26 protein-coding genes are annotated in these 19026 nt (G+C 37.4%); all 26 read left to right on the forward strand.

The genetic code is table 11. The features are described from left to right. Positions 1–79 precede the first annotated feature (79 nt). The 26 genes from D2K60_RS20580 (at position 80) to D2K60_RS05050 (ending at position 19022) form a co-directional block, all read left to right on the forward strand. Positions 80–238, forward strand: a complete 159-nt coding sequence (locus D2K60_RS20580; RefSeq protein ID WP_162880700.1) for a hypothetical protein — start codon at positions 80–82, stop codon at positions 236–238. Further along, positions 231–743: a sigma-70 family RNA polymerase sigma factor gene (locus D2K60_RS04940; RefSeq protein ID WP_117168861.1), complete on the forward strand. Its 513-nt coding sequence runs from the start codon at positions 231–233 to the stop codon at positions 741–743. Before D2K60_RS20580 ends, D2K60_RS04940 begins: the two co-directional genes overlap by 8 nt. A gap of 163 nt (positions 744–906) precedes the next feature. Next, entirely contained in the window at positions 907–1068 is a 162-nt protein-coding gene (locus tag D2K60_RS20585) for a hypothetical protein (RefSeq protein ID WP_162880701.1), read from the forward strand. Between the two features lie 69 nt (positions 1069–1137). Continuing rightward, complete coding sequence (locus D2K60_RS04945; RefSeq protein ID WP_117168862.1) at positions 1138–1599, forward strand: terminase small subunit; 462 nt, start codon at positions 1138–1140, stop codon at positions 1597–1599. After that, positions 1577–2824 (forward strand): PBSX family phage terminase large subunit, encoded by a 1248-nt coding sequence (locus tag D2K60_RS04950; RefSeq protein WP_117168863.1) that lies wholly within the window; start codon positions 1577–1579, stop codon positions 2822–2824. The genes D2K60_RS04945 and D2K60_RS04950 overlap by 23 nt, the downstream gene beginning before the upstream one ends. A 24-nt stretch (positions 2825–2848) precedes the next feature. Then, the gene (locus D2K60_RS04955) at positions 2849–4276 is read left to right on the forward strand and encodes a phage portal protein (RefSeq protein WP_162880702.1); all 1428 of its coding nucleotides are present in this window, start codon (positions 2849–2851) and stop codon (positions 4274–4276) included. Further along, entirely contained in the window at positions 4269–5165 is an 897-nt protein-coding gene (locus D2K60_RS04960; protein ID WP_117168865.1) for a phage head morphogenesis protein, read from the forward strand. The genes D2K60_RS04955 and D2K60_RS04960 overlap by 8 nt, the downstream gene beginning before the upstream one ends. 96 nt (positions 5166–5261) lie before the next feature. After that, the gene (locus D2K60_RS20590; RefSeq protein WP_162880703.1) at positions 5262–5423 is read left to right on the forward strand and encodes a hypothetical protein; all 162 of its coding nucleotides are present in this window, start codon (positions 5262–5264) and stop codon (positions 5421–5423) included. A 150-nt stretch (positions 5424–5573) separates the two neighbouring features. Continuing rightward, positions 5574–6224: a phage scaffolding protein gene (locus D2K60_RS04965; protein ID WP_117168866.1), complete on the forward strand. Its 651-nt coding sequence runs from the start codon at positions 5574–5576 to the stop codon at positions 6222–6224. A gap of 17 nt (positions 6225–6241) precedes the next feature. Then, positions 6242–7213 carry a major capsid protein gene (locus D2K60_RS04970; RefSeq protein ID WP_117168867.1) on the forward strand — a complete coding sequence of 324 codons (972 nt, stop codon included), beginning with the start codon at positions 6242–6244 and terminating at the stop codon, positions 7211–7213. A gap of 50 nt (positions 7214–7263) precedes the next feature. Then, entirely contained in the window at positions 7264–7515 is a 252-nt protein-coding gene (locus D2K60_RS04975) for a hypothetical protein (protein WP_117168868.1), read from the forward strand. 5 nt (positions 7516–7520) lie between these two features. Next, positions 7521–7808, forward strand: coding sequence for a phage head-tail connector protein (locus D2K60_RS04980; protein WP_117168869.1), 288 nt, complete (start codon positions 7521–7523; stop codon positions 7806–7808). Next, positions 7805–8113, forward strand: a complete 309-nt coding sequence (locus tag D2K60_RS04985; RefSeq protein WP_162880704.1) for a phage head closure protein — start codon at positions 7805–7807, stop codon at positions 8111–8113. Before D2K60_RS04980 ends, D2K60_RS04985 begins: the two co-directional genes overlap by 4 nt. Then, on the forward strand, positions 8106–8453 hold the full coding sequence (locus D2K60_RS04990; protein WP_117168871.1) for an HK97-gp10 family putative phage morphogenesis protein: 348 nt from the start codon (positions 8106–8108) through the stop codon (positions 8451–8453). Before D2K60_RS04985 ends, D2K60_RS04990 begins: the two co-directional genes overlap by 8 nt. Next, positions 8450–8851, forward strand: coding sequence for a hypothetical protein (locus D2K60_RS04995; protein WP_117168872.1), 402 nt, complete (start codon positions 8450–8452; stop codon positions 8849–8851). Before D2K60_RS04990 ends, D2K60_RS04995 begins: the two co-directional genes overlap by 4 nt. Before the next feature lie 4 nt (positions 8852–8855). Beyond that, positions 8856–9443, forward strand: coding sequence for a hypothetical protein (locus tag D2K60_RS05000; RefSeq protein ID WP_117168873.1), 588 nt, complete (start codon positions 8856–8858; stop codon positions 9441–9443). Between the two features lie 44 nt (positions 9444–9487). Beyond that, entirely contained in the window at positions 9488–9826 is a 339-nt protein-coding gene (locus D2K60_RS05005) for a hypothetical protein (RefSeq protein WP_117168874.1), read from the forward strand. Between the two features lie 35 nt (positions 9827–9861). Beyond that, complete coding sequence (locus D2K60_RS05010; protein ID WP_117168875.1) at positions 9862–10125, forward strand: hypothetical protein; 264 nt, start codon at positions 9862–9864, stop codon at positions 10123–10125. A 39-nt stretch (positions 10126–10164) separates the two neighbouring features. Beyond that, complete coding sequence (locus D2K60_RS05015; RefSeq protein ID WP_117168876.1) at positions 10165–12186, forward strand: phage tail protein; 2022 nt, start codon at positions 10165–10167, stop codon at positions 12184–12186. Continuing rightward, entirely contained in the window at positions 12187–13041 is an 855-nt protein-coding gene (locus D2K60_RS05020; protein WP_117168877.1) for a phage tail family protein, read from the forward strand. It abuts the gene before it with no gap. 68 nt (positions 13042–13109) lie between these two features. Continuing rightward, positions 13110–13616 carry a hypothetical protein gene (locus D2K60_RS05025; protein ID WP_117168878.1) on the forward strand — a complete coding sequence of 169 codons (507 nt, stop codon included), beginning with the start codon at positions 13110–13112 and terminating at the stop codon, positions 13614–13616. 15 nt (positions 13617–13631) lie between these two features. Then, positions 13632–13838, forward strand: coding sequence for a hypothetical protein (locus D2K60_RS05030; RefSeq protein WP_117168879.1), 207 nt, complete (start codon positions 13632–13634; stop codon positions 13836–13838). A gap of 56 nt (positions 13839–13894) precedes the next feature. Further along, positions 13895–14857 carry a hypothetical protein gene (locus tag D2K60_RS05035; protein ID WP_117168880.1) on the forward strand — a complete coding sequence of 321 codons (963 nt, stop codon included), beginning with the start codon at positions 13895–13897 and terminating at the stop codon, positions 14855–14857. Between the two features lie 15 nt (positions 14858–14872). Beyond that, positions 14873–18463 carry a siphovirus ReqiPepy6 Gp37-like family protein gene (locus D2K60_RS05040; protein WP_117168881.1) on the forward strand — a complete coding sequence of 1197 codons (3591 nt, stop codon included), beginning with the start codon at positions 14873–14875 and terminating at the stop codon, positions 18461–18463. A gap of 4 nt (positions 18464–18467) precedes the next feature. Continuing rightward, positions 18468–18671: a hypothetical protein gene (locus D2K60_RS05045; RefSeq protein WP_162880705.1), complete on the forward strand. Its 204-nt coding sequence runs from the start codon at positions 18468–18470 to the stop codon at positions 18669–18671. 66 nt (positions 18672–18737) lie between these two features. Then, positions 18738–19022: a YjcQ family protein gene (locus D2K60_RS05050; protein WP_117168883.1), complete on the forward strand. Its 285-nt coding sequence runs from the start codon at positions 18738–18740 to the stop codon at positions 19020–19022. The last annotated feature ends 4 nt before the right edge of the window (positions 19023–19026 follow it).

Raw genomic sequence — 19026 nt, forward strand, 5'->3', positions numbered from 1 at the left:
GCCAACTGGAGGACACTGACTGACAGCGTAATAGCTGCCGTTCGGTGTCCTTTTTTTATTATATTAGGGGGTAATGTTAATGGCTAAAATAAACGAGCAAAGACGGTCGAAAGACCGTAAATACTATGGAAGTATGGAATCTTATAAAAATGATAATCCCGAAAAGATCCAGAAGCCGATTAAACGTAGTCATTATGTACAGCAACTATGGGAAAAAGGGGCTGGATGGAATGAATAGTATTGAATTGGAGAATTGGGCAGATACATTAATCATCCAGTATGAAGAGGGACGTAAGGAGTTGCAACGACAACATTCGGAATTGAGCGATTCTAAAATTGATAAATTAGATAAATCACAAATTAATGGTATGGTATCAAGTATGACATTTTCTATCGATTGGATGAAAAAAGGACGCAGACCAGGCAACATGCGAGGGATTGACAAACGTTCTGCGTATCAAAAACGTGCATTAGTTGATGTTGACCTTATTCCATCATTAGATATTCAACCAAAAGATCGCGAATTAAGCGAAGAAGAAAAGAGGGAAATTTACAATTTGTTATTAGACTTATCAAACAGAGAAAGACAATGTTATTTATTACATTTCGCTCAAGGTTACAGCATGCAACAAATTGCGGGTGAATTGAATATTAAAAAGCCGAGTGTACAAACATTTGTTGATCGAGCGAAGAAAAAAATAAATAGTAGAAAATCTTTGTCATACGACTGTCATACGATTTAATCTTATTGGTAAGGGGCTCTTATAAGAGCTCTTTATTAATTAGTATTAAAGATTTTAAAGACTGAAAGTCTTATATATTTATTCTATATATGTTAGATAGTAGAAATAAGCAGGAAAAAGCTTTCTTTTTGTCGAAAGTGTTCGATGGAAGGTAGGTGATTGCATGGAAAACAAAACAGGAAGAAACGCGAACGATGTTGTAATGGAGTTACTTCATCTTCACATAGAGAAAACGATATATGTTGGAGATGAGATTACAGGTGAGGATATAGAAAGCTTTTATCTAAAGTATTACGAATTAGTTAACAATAATCATTTTATTTAATAATATTAAAAGCACCCATTGTGGTGCTTTTTCTTATGTTTAAAATAAATTTGGAGGTGGTGGTATGCCATGAGTAAGAAACTATCGTTAAAACAACAAAAATTCGCTGATGAGTATATCATCACTGGTAATGCTTCAGAAGCTTATAAGATGGCATACAAGAACGTTAAGAAGGATTCGACAGCAAGAGCCAATTCGAGTAGACTGCTAACAAATGCTAACGTTTCTGCTTATATAGAAGAACGACTAGAAGAACTAAAGACTGAAAAGGTTGCTGATCAACAAGAAGTCATGGAGTATTTAACATCCGTATTGCGTGGTGAAGTACAAGATGAAGTGTTGCTTGTTGTTTCTGATGGTGACTTTGGATCAAGTGTAGAAAGAAATGACAAACGATCCGATACAAACGATAGAACGAAAGCAGCTGAACTATTAGGCAAACGTTATGCTATGTGGACTGATAAAAAGAAAATTGAAAGCGACTTAGGGATGAATTTGGTGATTGATTATGGTGACGACGAAGAAAATTAAATTCAACAAGACATTTAAAGAAGCGAATAACAGCAAAAAACGTTATCGCATATTAAAAGGATCGGCTGGTAGTGGAAAGTCCGTTGATATTGCACAGGATTATATTTTAAAGTTATCAGATCCTAAATATCAAGGAGCTAACCTTCTTTGTTTGCGTAAGGTTGATGTGTCTAACAGGTATTCAACGTTTGCTGAATTAAAGGGCGCTATTAATGTAATATACGGAGATAAAGCGGAACATTATTGGTACGTAAACGAATCGGCTATGACGCTTAAATCGAATGTGACAGGAAATGAAATCATATTTAGAGGTGTACAACATGAGAAGGATAGAGAGAAGCTAAAATCAATTAACTTTGCTCATGGCAAGCTAACATGGATATGGATAGAAGAATCCACAGAGTTATACGAGAACGATGTAGACATATTAGATGACCGTTTACGTGGAATATTAGATAATCCTAATTTATATTATCAGATCACAATGACATTTAACCCTGTTAGCGCGCAACATTGGATTAAAAAGAAATACTTTGATTATCAAGACGATGATATATTCACGCATCATTCAACTTATTTAGAAAATCGTTTTATTGATGAAGCTTATCATCGAAGAATGGAAAGACGTAAACATCAAGATCCAGACGGCTATAGAATATACGGTCTAGGAGAATGGGGAGAGGTCGGTGGATTAATTCTTACAAACGTATTAATACATGAGTTCGATATAAATGCATCAATGTTTGACAGCACGATTAACTGCCAAGACTTTGGTTTTAATCACGCTAACGCAATCCTCAACCTTGGATATAAGGATGGGGATATTTTTGTGTGTGATGAGATATATGAGCACGAGAAGGACACAGATGAATTAATAACGATCGCTAACGAAAGAAGTTGGAATAAGCGATTGCAAATGCCTTGTGATTCTGCTGAGCCAGACCGTATTCAGATGTGGAAGAAGGCAGGGTATAGAGCTTATCCAGTTAAGAAGGGTAAAGGTAGCGTTAATGCTCAGATCGACTGGCTAAAGCAAAGAACCATACACATACATCCTAAATGCTTAAACACGATAAGTGAGATACAGCAATGGAAATGGCGTAAGGATGAAAAGTTAAATGTTTATTTGGATGAACCGGTAAACATATTTGATGATGCCATGGCCGCACTAAGATATGGTGGCGCTCATTACATGAAACCTAAAGGGATTACATTTATTAATTAAGGTAGGTGAAGCAAATTGTACCCAATGGAACCAACATACACGGAATATATAAATAAGCTACTAGAGCAAGAGAAACCAGTTGAGATGGACACTATCAAGGAATATATTGATAAGCATGAATATACAGCAATTAGTATGAATCAAGGCGAGGATTACTATTTCAAACGGAATAAGATAGTTCGTCGCGATATTGAAAAGTATACAAATGATGGTCAAAAAGTCATTGATGAGGATGCGACAAACAACAAGCTTGCTTCTGGATGGCACAAGCTATTAGTAGATCAAAAAGTTGGTTATCTTGTAGGTGATCCAGTAACAATTGGATATAAAGAGGAAGAGGACATTTCAACTTTGACTGTCATATTGGGTGAGGACTTTGACGATACACTCACAGAATTAGTCAAAAACGCATCTAACAAAGGGACAGAGTGGTTGCATCCTTATATTGATGAAGACGGTGAGTTTCAATACATTATCATATCTGCTCAAGAGGGTATTCCTATTTACGACAGGACACCACAAAAGAATCTAATAGCCTTTATACGTTTCTATCCATTGGATCACGATGATATTGTTAAGGTTGAATTTTGGGATAAAAAAACCGTTACTTACTATGAAATTATAAATGGGAAAATTGTTATTGATGTAAACGAAGAGATCAATCCTAGAGCACATATTGATTATGGTAACAGTACAGCCAGTGATGGTTATGGATGGGAGATGGTTCCCTTCATCAACTTTAAAAATAACGAAGAAGAAGTATCTGATTTAACTTTTTATAAAGATACGATTGACCTGTACGATATATTAATGAGCGATACAGCTAACACGCTAGAGGACGTACAACAGTTTTTATATGAGATCGTTGGTTATGATGGCGAAGACTTAGATCATGCTGTCACTAATTTAAAGCGATACAAAGGCGTTGCTGTTACTGAAGGTGGGGCTGTTAATATAAAGCAAGGCCAAGTACCAATGGATTCTATCGGATCATATTTGGATCGTTTACGTGAAACGATATATCAAGAAGGACAGGGCGTAGATGTTGGAACAGATAAGTTCGGCAATAGTCCTAGTGGTATCGCGTTAAAATTCTTGTTTAGTTTGCTGGATATGAAAGCTAACGTACTCGAAAGAAAGTTTATTAAGGCGTTAAGAACATTTATGTGGTTTGTATGTGAGTATGCAAGAATGACAAATCAAGGCAACTTTGACAATAAGAAGGTTAGCTTTACATTTAATAAATCAATGTTAATGAACGATCAAGAAACAGTAAATATGGCACAACAGAGTATGGGTGTCATTAGTAAACAGACTATAATGGAGAATCATCCTTGGGTATCTGATGCACAACTAGAGAAGGAACGTTTAGAAGAGGAAGAAGAAGGAGAAGTTGATCTTGATAAACCGATAGATCCTATTGTTCCTGTTGAAGGTGAGGAAGATGAATAAATGGCAAAAGCAACGTAAACGCCATCTCGACAATCTAGAAAAACAGACAGAACAAGAAATGATAGCTTATTACCAAGTAGCATTAAAAGAATTAAGAGGTAAGATAGCAACATTATATGAACAGACTAATGGTGATTGGATAGAAGCACAGAAGTATAACAGACTATCTAAGCTTGAAAAAGAGATTGCTAATGAAATAGGTAAGCTAACGGGAAAGTCTGCTAATAGCCTGTTAAAATCACAACGTGTGATGTATGAGGAAAGCTACTACTCAACAGCATACGTGCTATCCAATACAGTTAAAGCTGATTTACAATTCACAGCGTTAAGTAATGAATTAGTTAAAAAATCTATAGAAAATCCGTTAGATCGTGTTGGTTTCCTGCAACGCAATAAGGATAATCAAGCAAGGCTCACTAGACAACTACGTGAAGAGTTAGCGCAAGGCCTTATTCAAGGTGAGTCATATGGGAAGACAGCCAAACGCATTAAAAAGCGTATGGATATAGGGGCAAAGAAAGCCATAACGATAGCACAGACAGAAGGTCATAGAGTTAGAAGTTCTGGCACATTAGCTAGTATGGAACGTGGAGAGAAGTTAGGCATAGACATTAAAAAGCAATGGTTATCATCTGGTGATGGAAGCACAAGAGATAGCCACCAAGAATTAGATGGTGTAGTGATTGATCTTGATGAAGACTTTGAAGGAGAGAACGGTTCAGGATCTGCACCTGGTATGCTAGGGTCGGCTAGCGAGGATATAAATTGTCGCTGTGAAATGATCGAGATAGTTGGAGGATTCGAGCCAAATAGTAAACTGGTACGAGGTGTAGGAGTAACAGAATATGAGACGTACAATAATTACAAGAAAGACGGTATTATATTTTAAGAAATGATATGGATACCTTTGGATCTTCAAAAAGAATCAGAGTTTCAAACAGAAAAGCTGTCCAAATAGGGTGGCTTTTTATTATGGGGTGATTTAATGGAGGATAAGTATGCAAAGATAATAGCACGTGAATTAGGACTGATTAGGCAACATTTAGAAAAGCTGACTAACTCAGATGTAGATAACGTGAGTGAATCGGAAATAGAACATTATACAGAGCGTATAAGTAAAGCTAATGAGAGCGTAGTGATTAAATGATTCATTACATTAAACAACTATTACCGTTACAATTCGACCTTAGCAAGTCATTAAAAGGCTTATTTTTAATGCAATAAATCGAATTGTATGTGTGAAATACAAACTTTTCGCAGACTGAACTGCGTAACCAAACGTAAAAGGAGAATGGATATGAAACGTAAATTTCTAACAGATTTAGGCTTGGATAGCGAACAGGTAGACAAAGTCATGAAAGAACATGGCGAAACAGTCAATGGTCTTAAAGATGAATTAGAAGGCATTGATAGCTTGAAACAACAGATTGAAGATCAAAAGGCCACGATCGAAGAAAGAGATACACAACTAAATACATTGTCTGAAACAGCTAAAGGTAATGAAGAACTAACGAAAGAGATTGAAGACTTGAAAACAGCTAACACCCAGACACAAGCGGACTATCAATCTAAGTTAGATAAGCAAGCGTTTGACTTCAAACTTGAAAAAGAGTTGACAGGAGCAAAGGCGCGTAATCCTAAAGCTGTTAAGGCTTTGTTAAATATTGAATCATTGAAGCTAAATGGTGATAAGTTAGAAGGCCTAGAAGATCAGTTAAAGACATTGCAGGAAAGTGATGCTTATTTATTTGGTGAAGATGAACCTAATAAGCTAGGTGGTCGCACTCCTGTACCTAGTGGAAACGGTGTGGGTCAACCAACTAAAAATCCGTTTAGTAAGGATTCATTCAATTTAACGGAGCAAATGAAACTTGTAAAAGAAAAGCCAGTAGAAGCTAAACAATTAGTTTTACAAGCAGGGGGAAATCCTGCGACATTTGGATTATAAAAAAGGAGAGATTTTAAATGCCAGTAACACGAGTAAGTGACATTATTGTACCAGAGGTATTCACAAATTATGTAATAAATGAAACAGTTGAAAAATCAGCTTTGTTCAAGAGCGGGATTATCGGTGCTGTACCGAATTTAACTATTCCTAATGGCGGGGACACGGTAAATATGCCATTTTTCAATGATCTAGAAGGGGATCCTCAAGCGATACAGTCTGATTCTGCAATTGAAGTACAAAAAATTAGTACAGGAAAAGACGTTGCGCGAATTTTTACTTTTGGTCAAGGTTGGTCGAGCGAGGATTTAGCAGCTGAATTAGCTGGGTCTGATCCAATGGCAGCTATCGGATCTCGAGTGGGTAACTACTGGGAACGTGCTTTTCAACGAATCCTAGTTGCTTCTGCTAACGGAGTTTTTGCTGACAACGCAGCTAACGATGACGGAGATCTAATTCTTGATGTTTCAGCAGAAGATGGGACAGGAGAAGAAGCGAGCGGAGATGTTTTTATTGACGGGGCACAATTACTAGGTGATGCAAAAGGAAAGTTTAGCGCGCTTGCTATGCACTCTCAAGTACACTCTAATTTGCAAAAGAAACAATTAATTGAATATCTGCCCGAATCAGATATTGATGTTGGTTTTGGTACTTATAATGGGAAAACGATTGTTATTGATGACGGGGTTCCTGTTGTAGATGGTGCAACAAGCGGTAAAAAGTACACAACTTACCTATTCGCAGCAGGTGCGTTTGGCTATGAGGAAGGTGTACCTAAAACTCCAACTGAAACGGCACGTAATGCAGCTAAGGGAGAAGATTTACTATTCAATCGTCGTCGTTTTGTTATCCATCCTCGTGGCTTTAAATGGACTGAGGGTTCTGTTGCTGGCGAAATGCCAACAATGGCAGAAATGGCTCTAGCGGACAACTACGATCGAGTTTATGACAAAAAGAAAACACGTATTGTTCGAGTAATTACAAACGGATAAGTAAAAGGGAGCTTAATAGCTCCCTTTTATTTTTGTGAAAGGATGATAATATGCCACATTCTGATTTTACGGGATTCTTTATAGAAGAAGAACGGAAACGAAAACAGGAGCGTGAAGCAAATGTCAAAAGGCAAGCCGAACAAAGGAACACCGAAGGACAAGAGGTTGAAACAGAACAAGAGGAACAGGAAGAAGAACAAGAAGTAACTCTTGATGAATTAAAAGAACAAGCGAAAGAAAAAGGAATCAAAGGTTATGCAAATATGAAAGAAGAAACACTTATTGAGCGACTAAAGGGGTGATCTGATTGGTCACAAAAGACGAATTTAAAACAGCGATAGGTATTACTAGCGACACGAAAGACGCTCAAATAACATTATTGATTGAATTAGCCGAGGAATCTATCAAAGAGTATTGTAATATCACTGAATTACCTACAGCTTACAAGCGAAATGTTATTAAGATGGTTGAATACGATATGAACCGAAAGACTGGTATCACGTCCGAAAGTCTATCACGCCATTCAGTGTCATTTGCAACCGACTATCCAGCCGATATATTAAGAGGTCTCAAACGTAGGATTAGATGGCCATGATTGCTGTTACGCAACGTTACACCACAACCAGTGACGGTATGGGCGGAGAAATCTATGACTATACAAACTATCTAACTATTGACGGCACGCTAGACAAGCTTAGTGGCGATGAGGTGCTTGCTAGTGAAAAGATCGGTCAAATATCTACGCATGTATTTATCATCTTTGAAATATTAGATGTCAAAGTAACGGATCGCATGATTATTAATGAAGGTATCTATGCTATTAAAGATGTAGACAATCCTAATAACTTAAACAGACAGCTAGAAATCACTTTGGAATATAAGGGTGATCAAGTTGGTTAAATATTATAAATCAAATCTTAAGCAAGTTAAACAACAGATGGAACAAGCAAATGAAGTGATGATGGAAGCTGTTGGATTAGCAGCAAGAGGGTTCACAAAAGCTGTTACACCTGTAGGGCAATACGATGATGGTCGTATAGGTGGTTCTTTACGTAGTTCAATAGATTACAAGTCGGACAAGACTGGTGTATATATCGGATCGCAGTTGACTAACGAAGAATATCCCGTCTATGTACACCAAGGAACCAGTCGCATGTCAGCTAATCCTTATCTACACAATGGCATTATGCAGAACTTGTCCAAATTGAAGAAAATAGCAGAGGGGAGTTACAAAATATGATTGATTTATTACCTGTGATCTATCAACAGATTAATAATGCACATGACTATAAAACCTATCCCTCCCCTGCTCCTGCGGAAATAACATTAAAGGATGGCAGTAAAATACCTACTCCATATCCTCACGCAACTTATAAGCTGCTACCTGTTGATGGAACAGAAAACGATAGAGATGATTACACGCTTGAAGTTAGCTGTTGGGATAGATCGGAATCAACTTCACACGCAATAGCTATAGGTATTGCGGAGGATGTTAAACAAGCCTTAAAACGGTACAGGCATTTAGATGAACATAACTTAATTATCACATCTAAACCTTTCGTTGGTTTGGTTCCCGATCCCGATGAACAAATAAAACGATATGACGTAAGGACGAATTTATTAACATACAGGAGGTAATATGATGGCAGTTAATACAGTAGGTGTTACAAACGCAACACCAGAACGCATGTTATTAGATGCAGGGGCGATATATAAGAATTTAACGTTTGATGAATTAACAGGGGATTTTACAGGCGAGGTAATGGGTGCGACTAGTGGAGGAAACGAATTTCAAGTTGAAATTGAAACGCGAGCGCCAGAGTTAGATGGTGTCAAAACTAGAATTAGAGGTTTAAAGTTTGTTAATTCACATGAAGCTCAATTAACGGTAAACTTAAAAGAATTGACAGCGCAGAACATTAAAAACGCAATCGGACCTGCTGATATAGATGAAACGGATGACAATTTCGACATCATTACGGGTCGGTCAGCTATTAAGGACGCAGATTATCTTGATAACGTGTCTTTTGTTGGTCGTTTAAGTGGCAGTCAAAAACCTGTAGTAATCATGTTGAAAAATGCATTATCTGCAGAAGGTTTCACTTTGACCAGTGAAGACGATAACGAAGCAATAGTGCCAATCGTATTCCATGCACACGCAGATTTTGAAGATATCGAATCAGGTAAAGTAGCTTATGAAATTTACTGGCCAAAAGAAGTAGTAGCTTAAGAGTGGGCATAATGCCTGCTCTTTTTTAATAAGGAGGAAAACAATTGAGATATCTAAATAACAAAGACTTATTTAAAATAATGAAGATCGTTCGTAAAGCTAAATTAAAAGACAAGATATTAAAGATGGAATTACCTAGAGATGAAGAAGGAAACCTATCCTTAAGTGATGATGAATACGGGGTTATGATGATCTTTGAGGTGTTAGAAGTAGTACCAGAGATTGAAACTGAACTATTCGAGTTATTAGCTGATGTGGCAGGGGTTAGTGTAGAAGACATGCAGAATGATGAATTTGAATTATTACCTAACGTTATTAAACATCTACAGAAACAAGAGAAACTATCGGCTTTTTTGAAACAAGCCTTCAAGTCAGCGACTTAGAAGCATACGACATACTGTTAAAAAGATATAGTGATATGTCTTTTATTATGCAGTTAGATCATGATGTGCTTATTGATTTATTGGGCGAATCGATTAATAAGGAATTTGAAGAAAAACAATACAGTATGCTTTGGGAACAATGGTTAGTTGATTATGCGAAGTTTACAGAAAAGACATTCGTACCATTTGACAAATACATTGAAAAAGCCAAGAAAGCTAAAACGACAAAACAATTGACTGACGAACAAATATTAGAAGATGCACAATCCATATTGAAATCAATGAACAGATCTAAATAGGTCTTTTTTTAATGCCTTTTGCAGGAAGAAGGTGAATAGATGCTAGAACTATTTAAAATAGCAGGGAAGATTGATCTAACAGGACAGAAAGAAGCTAACAGCGCGCTAGATGGAATAGATAAAAAAGTGGGTGGCTTAGGTTCGAAGATGGGTAAGACTGCAAAAAAAGTAGGTAAAGCAGGACTTCTAATCGGCGGTGCTATGGTCGCTGCAGGAACTGCCGCCTTTGCTATGGTTGAAAAGACTACGCAAGGATTTGACAGGATAGCTAAGACAGCGCCAAAGCTAGGTATAACAACCGATGCGTTGCAAGAAATGGAATACTGGGCAGGACAAAATGGTATTTCTTCACAAACGTTAGAAAGAGCGGTAGGGCGATTGAATCAACGTATGGGTTTAGCTGCAGAAGGTAACGAAAAGTATTCAAGTGCCTTAACTAATTTAGGCGTGGATATGGAAGGTGTTAAAGACGGTACTATATCGACTGATGACGCAATGTCTACAGCTATTCAAACGTTATCAGGTATGACAAACGAACAAGAGAAATCGGCAAAGGCTTCTGAATTGTTTGGAACTAAGATGGCTAGGGATTTAATGCCTGCGCTTAAAGATGGCGCACTCACCATAGAAGAAGCAAAAGCAAAAGCAGAAGAATTAGGGATCGTTATAGGTGGAGATACATTAGCTTCCGCAGAAAAGTTTCAAGATACATGGGATAACTTGAAACGAACATTCGGAGCGGTTGGACAGAAGATCATGGCGGAACTAATGCCGATATTTCAATCTATGATGGATTGGATATTATCGTATATGCCACAGATACAAGCGGTATTCGGTGTCGTCTTCGGATTCATCGAAAATATATTCACTACAGCCACAGCGTGGATACAATCGTTTATCGGTTGGCTAACGCAATGGTCGGATGGTAGCTCAGATACACTATCTCTAGTGTGGGAGACTTTCCAAACATATCTAGGGTTACTTATCGAATATTGGAAAGAAGTCTTTACAGGTATTAAAACAGCCGTAGAAGAAGTAATGAATTTTATCTTGCCATTGATACAAGAAACATTAACAATGATTTATGAGTTTTGGCAAGAAAATGGCGCCATGCTGATAGAAAACGCAAAAAACATTTTCAACACAATATGGCAAACTGTCGAAGTAGTTTTTCAAGCAATTTGGACTATCATTCAAGAAATATTAAATCTAGTTGTACCGTTCATTCAAGAACAACTTCAGAAAATAATGAAATTTTGGAACGAAAACGGCGAACAAATTATGAAAGCTGTAGATAATGCTTTTAAATTTATTAAAGGCGTTATTGAGTTTGTCATGCCTATTATTACAGGAGTTATAAAAGGTGCTTGGAAAATAATTTCTTCTGTATTTGAAACGGCAGTAGGTGTAATTATGGGTATAGTTAAATTTTTCAGCTCTTTACTTACTGGAGATTTCAAAGGTATGAGCGATGCGGTTAGCGATATATGGAGCGCTTTATGGAATGGCATCAAAGGCATTGTATCTGGTGCTTGGTCGATGTTATCTGGTGCTTTTTCTGGTCTTTGGACTAGTATTAGCGGTTGGTTCACTGGCATCAAAGACGATGCGGTTGACTGGGGCAAAAATATGATAGGTGGTTTCGTTGACGGCATAAAGGCCATGGGTACTAAAGTAGTTGACGCAGCCAAAGGTGTTATGGACAACGTTAAAAATTTCTTAGGATTTAACTCTCCCGCCAAAAAAGGCGAAGGTCGTAACATCGTTAAGTGGGGGCGCAACATGGTTAGTGGTTTTACTGATGGTGTAGACGATGAAGAAAAAACAATTGCTAATTCTGTTAATAAAGTAATTAGAAATGTTAGTCCTCAAGTTAATGCTACCGTTGCTGGTCAAGGCTTAATACAGACTAAGAGACATGCAGAAACGCAACAAACAAACGAAAATAACACTAATGTTACTTTTAATAACACCTATACAACCAAAGAAATGACACCAAGCGAAATAACAAGAAAACAAAAACAAATGTGGCAACGTGCGGCAATGGAAGGAGGAATATAATTGGAACTCATATATACGAACCAGAGAGGTAAAAGTATTACTTTTGGTTATAGTCCTCCCTTTATATTATCGTCGTTTGAGGGATTAGGTGGAGTGGAGGCGGATGTCCAACGCCAAAAGTCACCTTATCAGGACGGGAGTACACATGCAGATACTTTGTTAGATGATAGGGCGATACCATTAACTTTTAGCATATTAGCCAACAGTAAATCAGAATTAAATGATTATAGAAGGATGTTATCAGCCGTTTGTAACCCTAAATTGAGAGGGGAGTTGCAATATCGAGATGGTGACATCAGAAGAATAATCGATGTCGAATTAGAAACTTCTCCTTTTTTTCCTAGTGGAGATTCAAGGGGAAGTGGATTTCAAGACGGTACCATTGACTTAATTGCACTTTATCCATATTGGCGTGATCCGCAAGAAGTAAGCCGAGCGTTAAGAGCATATACTGGCAAATTCCACTTTCCTTTTTCGTTTCCTGTAAGCTTTGGTATAAGTGGTGACGCAACTATTATAACCAACGACGGAGATATAGAAGCACCAGTAACAATAGACATACAGGGTCCTATTACTAACCCAAGAATAACAAATAAAACAACAGGGCAATTCATTAAAATAAACAGGTCATTGTCATCAGATGAAATATTACACATAGATACTAGCGATAACAATAAGAGAGTTGAGATATATAGAGATGGATATCCAATACAGAAGGCTATTGGATTCTTGGATAGTGATTCAGATTTTTGGAAATTGGATGAAGGAGAGAATGAAATAGAACATGTGGCAGATTCGGGCACTAGGAATGCTATTGTATCGATAGCATGGCATAACTATTTTGTTGGAATATAGGAGGATGTTTCAATTCTTCTGTCGAATTGGATAGATTAGATGTTTATACAATTCGAGGAGGAAACGAAATGTCGGATAAGTTGTTTCAACATAAGATGAGGCTAAAATTCAATATGTATTCTTCAAGAACAGCCTATAATCGATTAGAAAAAGCAATAGAAGAAAACAATAATCATGAAATTTATGCCTCAACAGGAGAATTGCTTTTGTGGGTGTTAACGACAGATGAATGGCATAAAAAAAATGGGGATTCAAATTATGAATCTAAAAGAGATAATTCTGATGGCGGTAAAATTATGAGTGGTTTAAGGCATGCTTATAATATGGTCAAGCACAACATGGATTTATTTGAAATTAATCAAAAAGAAGGTGGAAGAAAGTTCCCCTTTTCATTTCCAATGACTTTCCCAGAAATCAAAGTGTTTTGGATACCAGGGAAAACTTTAGATGGATTGCATAAAAATCAAAAAGAGAATTACATTGAACATATTGAAGGTAAGGAAGTTTTAAAGACTTTTTCTCAAGCCTTAACTTTTCTCAATCAAGAAAGTCAAAAATATATTTTCAAAGATTAGAAAGAAGGTGATATGTTGAGAAAAGATGAAATAAGAGACTTTGCAAAGAAGTTGCGTTTATTGGAAGAAGAGTACAGTGTCGATGTTATTTCTGATAACTATTTTACCCCTGCGGTTATAGTTGATATTAAAGGTCAAAGCGGCTTTTCATATCAGTATTATCAGGGTGATATAAAACTCGATACCAACACATATAAGGTTGGATCAGATGAAGAAAACTAACTACTTAAGCATCTCAATTAGAGATGCTTTTTCTTATGGAAAGGACGTGAGTATATATGGAAAGAAGCTATTTTTTCGATGATACAAACACAGAGCAAAGAATCTACCAATCTGCAGACTTCGCAAGATATCACGCACAAATTATAGGAAACGGCGTGTCTAATACTTTATCTTTACCAGATCTAAAAGTGGAGCCAAAAGCGAACATGACTACTAGAATTGGTGCGGGGTACATGTTTGCCAATGGTTACATGTACGAAAATACAGCATTGAGAGACATGGTGCATGAGACTGCTGAACCTACTGTAGATAGAATAGATAGAATTGTCGTGGCATTTGATGACAATCCAGAGGAACGCAGGGTATATGCATATGTTAAGAAGGGCGCAGCTAGTTCAAATCCCGTACCGCCATCATTGACGAGAGATAATTATATATTCGAGATGAGTGTAGCACAAGTACTTATCAAAGCAGGTAAGTCGTTTATTGAAGCAAGCGAAATAACAGACGAAAGAACAAATACTGCAGTATGTGGCTATATTCCACTTCACAATATCTATCGGGGAATGGAGATAGATTCTGGTGGTACAGTATCCCTGTTAAACCAGTCATTTATTAAGGCAGACAATTTTTCGGGTCTAACTTTTACTCAAGGGACAGCTCGGACATTACCTTTTGGTACGATCGTTGAAGACAAACAAAATGAGATAACATCTTCTACTTCCTTTACTGTAAAGGCTGGTGGCATATATAATCTTTGGACGGAAATTGGATTTAGTGGAGGCACACCATTTCCTATCGGGGTAGATATACAAATATATGTATTTGTTAATGGCACAGAATCATTCCCCTTAGTAGCGAAAGTCTTGCAATCAGCCAATGATAATTTTGTAATTGCAAACGGTATTGACAGATTCGAGGCAGGAGATGTAGTCAGTATTAGAGCCATAATGTTTAACACGGGTGGCACATCACCAAAGCCAGACATAGTTAAACAGAGAATAGCGAAAATTTCCTAAAGGGAGTGTACTCTAATGAATAAAATGCCCATACGGATTTACTCGCCATATTTGGATTTATTGCATGAGACAGATAATTATATATCGTTGCAATACGGCCCGAAATTTTATGAAGTCGGAACGTTTGAGTTGCACATTAATCAATATACGGAAGGGTCAGAATACTTTCAAAAAGGCAATGTCATCGTAATTGATAAACAAGGCGAAAAATCTATGTTAATAAGACATAGAGAGATTGGCTTAGATGAGAACGGAAAATCATCGGAGAATTGGAAGATAATCGGTGTGACATTAGAAGGTGTGACGGATCAACGCATTACAGTTCCGCCAATAAATGATAGCCACGACCGCAAAAGTGGTCCTGCGGAAACGGTAATGAAACACTATATAGCTAGACATTTTGTGAACCCAAGTGATCCAAACAGAAAGATGCGTAATATCGAAATAGCGCCCGATTTGGAGCGTGGTTGGCACATATCATATGAATCCAGGTTGAAGCCTATATCAGAAGAATTGACTACCATTGGTAAAAGAGGAAATCTAGGATGGATAATGTATGCTGATTTAAATGCTAAGAAGTGGATATTTGACGTAGTTGAGACAAGAGATCTTACGCAAGATAATCCATTCGGTAATACGCCGATATATTTTAGCCCTGATTTTGCCACAATAAAAAATCAAAATTTTGTAGATTCAAACAGTGGTTTTAAGAATGTATCTTATGTTGGTGGTCAAGGCGAGGGTACTGAACGTAAAATATTGTCCGTTGGTGAAGCTGCTGGTATTGATAGATTAGAGGTATTCGTGGATGCCAATGACATAGGCAATGGTAGCGACAGTGATAGTGAAGATAATGCAGAATCAGAAGAGGGAAAACTCACTGATGAAGAAATAGAAGAATTGTTAATAGAACGTGGCATGCAAAAATTAGAAGAGGATTTCAACACAAATTTTTATCTTGAAGCGCAGATATTAACACCTATATGGGATGCCAGAACCAATCAACTAACGTTAAGTACAGCATTTGAATACGGCAAAGATTTTAGGTTAGGTGATATGGTTACTGTCCTAAATAAAAAGTGGAATATCATGATGAATGCCCCTATCACAGAGTTTGTTGAAATACATGAAGCGGGCGGTTTTATCTTGGAAGCCGTATTTGGCGAGGCTAGACCAACCTTAATTAGCAAGATAAAACGTGAATTTGATAAGATAAACGGCATTGATAAGCAAGAATTACCGTCTAGGTTACAAGCCAAAGCCTTGAATATAAGCAAAGAATTAATAACAGCAGAAGAGCAGGCAAGGATAGATCAAGCTAAAGCAAACCTACAGACATCCAAGGAATTCACGACAAACTACGCTGAGAAAAAACGTGTAGAGAGTGATACAGAGCCAGAGGAAAAGGATTTGATTTGGGTAGATACATCGGATCCCGACAACGTAATATGGAAGATATGGAGTGACATAGATCTAGTCTGGAAAGTTGGTCCTAGTGGACCACAAGGACCAGCAGGACCGCAGGGTATAGAAGGCTCTAAGGGTGAAGATGGACAGCCAACTTATACATGGGTAAGATATGCTGATTCAGACACAGGGGAGAACATGTCTAATTTTCCAGACAATAAGGCGTATATCGGATTTTCATATAATAGATCCACAGCTGTCGAATCTACCGAACCTACTGATTACACATGGTCATTAATTAAGGGCGAAAAAGGAGATCAAGGCGATCAAGGACCACAAGGTGTAGAAGGTCCAGAAGGAGCAGATGGACAACCAACTTATACGTGGATTAGATATGCAGAGGATTCTAGTGGTACTAATATGAGTAATTTCTCAGATGGAATGACACATATAGGTATTGCAGCAAACAAGACAACAGCCACTGAATCAACCGAACCTACAGATTATAATTGGGCGCTTATTAAGGGAGATAAAGGAACGGACGGCCTATCCGCCTATACTCATATCGCTTATGCCAATAGCTCTACTGGTAATGGATTCTCAATCGATCCAACTAGTAAACAATATATTGGTATGTACACTAGTAATTCTGAGACGCAGAGTACAGATCCTTCTCTCTATAAATGGTCACTAATCAAGGGTGCTGATGGTAGCCAAGGTGTACAAGGTCCTTCAGGTGAGAATGGTCAGACACCATATTTCCATACAGCTTATGCCACTAATTCTACTGGTACTAGCGGGTTCAGTACAACAGTTTCTGCAGGTAAAACGTATATCGGCACATACACGGATTTTACGTCCGCAGATTCTACAGACCCAAGTAAATATAAATGGGTATTAATTAAAGGTGACAAGGGAGATGTTGGTTCCACTGGACCACAAGGACCTAATATCGTTGATAGCAATACATCCTACGGTAGTGGTTATGACCCAACAACAAAAGAAACGCCATCTGGAGCACAAAACAAAGCGAATGCAGCACAATCGAATGCAGAAGAGTATTCTAGGGCACGATTTGATCCATCAAAGGATCTCGTAGCCAATTGGCGTTATTCCAATACCGTGGAAATCGACGGCGGTAGTGTACGTGCACAGACACTAACCACAAATCACATAAGCACAGCATCCCTATCAGCAATACGGGCAGTGTTCAAATCGAGTATAGATAGCAACAATTACACGACAGTAGAAAATAACATGATACATTCTGAAGGGATTTATTATAGTGCGTGGGCAAAGAAAAACCAGAAAGGTGTATTTCATATAGATGATGGTCGTATCACAATGAAATCGGGTGAAACCAATCTTTCGGTATATGGTCAAACTGAGATAAGCAAGTTTGGTGTTGCTGTTGAGCATTATATGAATAGTGGTAGTACGAAGAGTGGCGGTACATTCATAGGCACGGGGGCAATTGGATTTGATGATTGGTATGATGGAGATGGTGTTACTGGTTCCATTTATAGTAGTGGAAATGACTTATCTTTAGATGCTAAAGGTGATGTAGTCGTGCATTCTACTGTATTTAGAAATAATAGTGGAGATTATAGAATTGAGGCTAGAAGTGGTTATGTTGCTTTAGCAAGTCAGAACCACTACGTATATCTACAAACAGGAAACACAGAAGTAAGGGTTACAGATTGGATGAGTGGTTCTAACTATAAAGATATACGTGCAAAAAATTATGTTAGTGGTAATAATGATACCTTATTTCAATCAGGAAAGAGTGCAATGCTAGAATCACTTACAAATCAAGTGTATGCACGTAGTAATGATGAGTTACGTGTGGTAGCACCAGGAACTTATAGTAGTTATAAACCAGTTCGTGCTAGTTCACACCCTACTTCATCATCAAGAGAATACAAGGACAATATTACTGGTTTTTCTCTTTATGATGCACATATGTTAATAGATAACACAGAAATATACAGATACCATATTAAAACAAACGTAGATGCTGGCATCTACGACAAACCAAAAATCGGTATGATGAATGAAGAAGTACCACAAGAATTACGTGATGAAGATGGTGTTGATACTTATTCAATCACTTCTGTTTTATGGAAGATCACACAGGAGCATCGTGCCGAAATAAAAGAATTAAAACAATTAGTTAATGATCTAGTAGAAGCTATATGAGTATATGCAGAGAGGAATTGAAAAAATGAATGAAGAAATACAAATTGACTTAAAAGACGTTATCGACAGCCTAACTAGAAATGTAGGGGAATTATCTAGAGAGAATGCTCTTTTACAAGCAGAAAATCTCGCATTACGAAAATTGATGAAGCAACCAACTGAAAAAGATAAGAGTACCGATCCAATGAAAGAAGTTAGCGCCGAATAGGCGTATTTTTTATGCAGGAATTTCCTTCCTTTTGTCGAATTAGGAATAAGAGGAGGCGGTAATCAAATGAGTAACAAAAAAATGAGATTAGCTGTCTTGAAAGAACTTGAAAAAGGAAACAAAAACTTTTCGCATGAGGATTTAGAGATTAGTGCTGATGAATTTGTAAAGATATTTGAAAGCTTGGAAAGCGAAGGATTAATAAGGGAAGTCGACTATTATATGGGCCCAAGCGTTGATGTTAATTCAGTCAAACTAACCATAAAAGGTGAAGAATACTTGACTGACAATTCAGCACTTATGAAGACGTATAAGGGACTAAAAGAAATAAGAGATTGGTTTAAAGTTTAGCATC

It is taken from the genome of Paraliobacillus sediminis, assembly GCF_003426055.1.

Coding starts and splice junctions, on each gene's coding strand:
- D2K60_RS20580 (WP_162880700.1), top strand. CDS start 80: ATGGCTAAAATAAACGAGCAAAGACGGTCGAAAGACCGTAAATACTAT.
- D2K60_RS04940 (WP_117168861.1), top strand. CDS start 231: ATGAATAGTATTGAATTGGAGAATTGGGCAGATACATTAATCATCCAG.
- D2K60_RS20585 (WP_162880701.1), top strand. CDS start 907: ATGGAAAACAAAACAGGAAGAAACGCGAACGATGTTGTAATGGAGTTA.
- D2K60_RS04945 (WP_117168862.1), top strand. CDS start 1,138: ATGAGTAAGAAACTATCGTTAAAACAACAAAAATTCGCTGATGAGTAT.
- D2K60_RS04950 (WP_117168863.1), top strand. CDS start 1,577: ATGGTGACGACGAAGAAAATTAAATTCAACAAGACATTTAAAGAAGCG.
- D2K60_RS04955 (WP_162880702.1), top strand. CDS start 2,849: ATGGAACCAACATACACGGAATATATAAATAAGCTACTAGAGCAAGAG.
- D2K60_RS04960 (WP_117168865.1), top strand. CDS start 4,269: ATGAATAAATGGCAAAAGCAACGTAAACGCCATCTCGACAATCTAGAA.
- D2K60_RS20590 (WP_162880703.1), top strand. CDS start 5,262: ATGGAGGATAAGTATGCAAAGATAATAGCACGTGAATTAGGACTGATT.
- D2K60_RS04965 (WP_117168866.1), top strand. CDS start 5,574: ATGAAACGTAAATTTCTAACAGATTTAGGCTTGGATAGCGAACAGGTA.
- D2K60_RS04970 (WP_117168867.1), top strand. CDS start 6,242: ATGCCAGTAACACGAGTAAGTGACATTATTGTACCAGAGGTATTCACA.
- D2K60_RS04975 (WP_117168868.1), top strand. CDS start 7,264: ATGCCACATTCTGATTTTACGGGATTCTTTATAGAAGAAGAACGGAAA.
- D2K60_RS04985 (WP_162880704.1), top strand. CDS start 7,805: ATGATTGCTGTTACGCAACGTTACACCACAACCAGTGACGGTATGGGC.
- D2K60_RS04995 (WP_117168872.1), top strand. CDS start 8,450: ATGATTGATTTATTACCTGTGATCTATCAACAGATTAATAATGCACAT.
- D2K60_RS05000 (WP_117168873.1), top strand. CDS start 8,856: ATGGCAGTTAATACAGTAGGTGTTACAAACGCAACACCAGAACGCATG.
- D2K60_RS05010 (WP_117168875.1), top strand. CDS start 9,862: ATGTCTTTTATTATGCAGTTAGATCATGATGTGCTTATTGATTTATTG.
- D2K60_RS05015 (WP_117168876.1), top strand. CDS start 10,165: ATGCTAGAACTATTTAAAATAGCAGGGAAGATTGATCTAACAGGACAG.
- D2K60_RS05025 (WP_117168878.1), top strand. CDS start 13,110: ATGTCGGATAAGTTGTTTCAACATAAGATGAGGCTAAAATTCAATATG.
- D2K60_RS05035 (WP_117168880.1), top strand. CDS start 13,895: ATGGAAAGAAGCTATTTTTTCGATGATACAAACACAGAGCAAAGAATC.
- D2K60_RS05040 (WP_117168881.1), top strand. CDS start 14,873: ATGAATAAAATGCCCATACGGATTTACTCGCCATATTTGGATTTATTG.
- D2K60_RS05045 (WP_162880705.1), top strand. CDS start 18,468: ATGCAGAGAGGAATTGAAAAAATGAATGAAGAAATACAAATTGACTTA.
- D2K60_RS05050 (WP_117168883.1), top strand. CDS start 18,738: ATGAGTAACAAAAAAATGAGATTAGCTGTCTTGAAAGAACTTGAAAAA.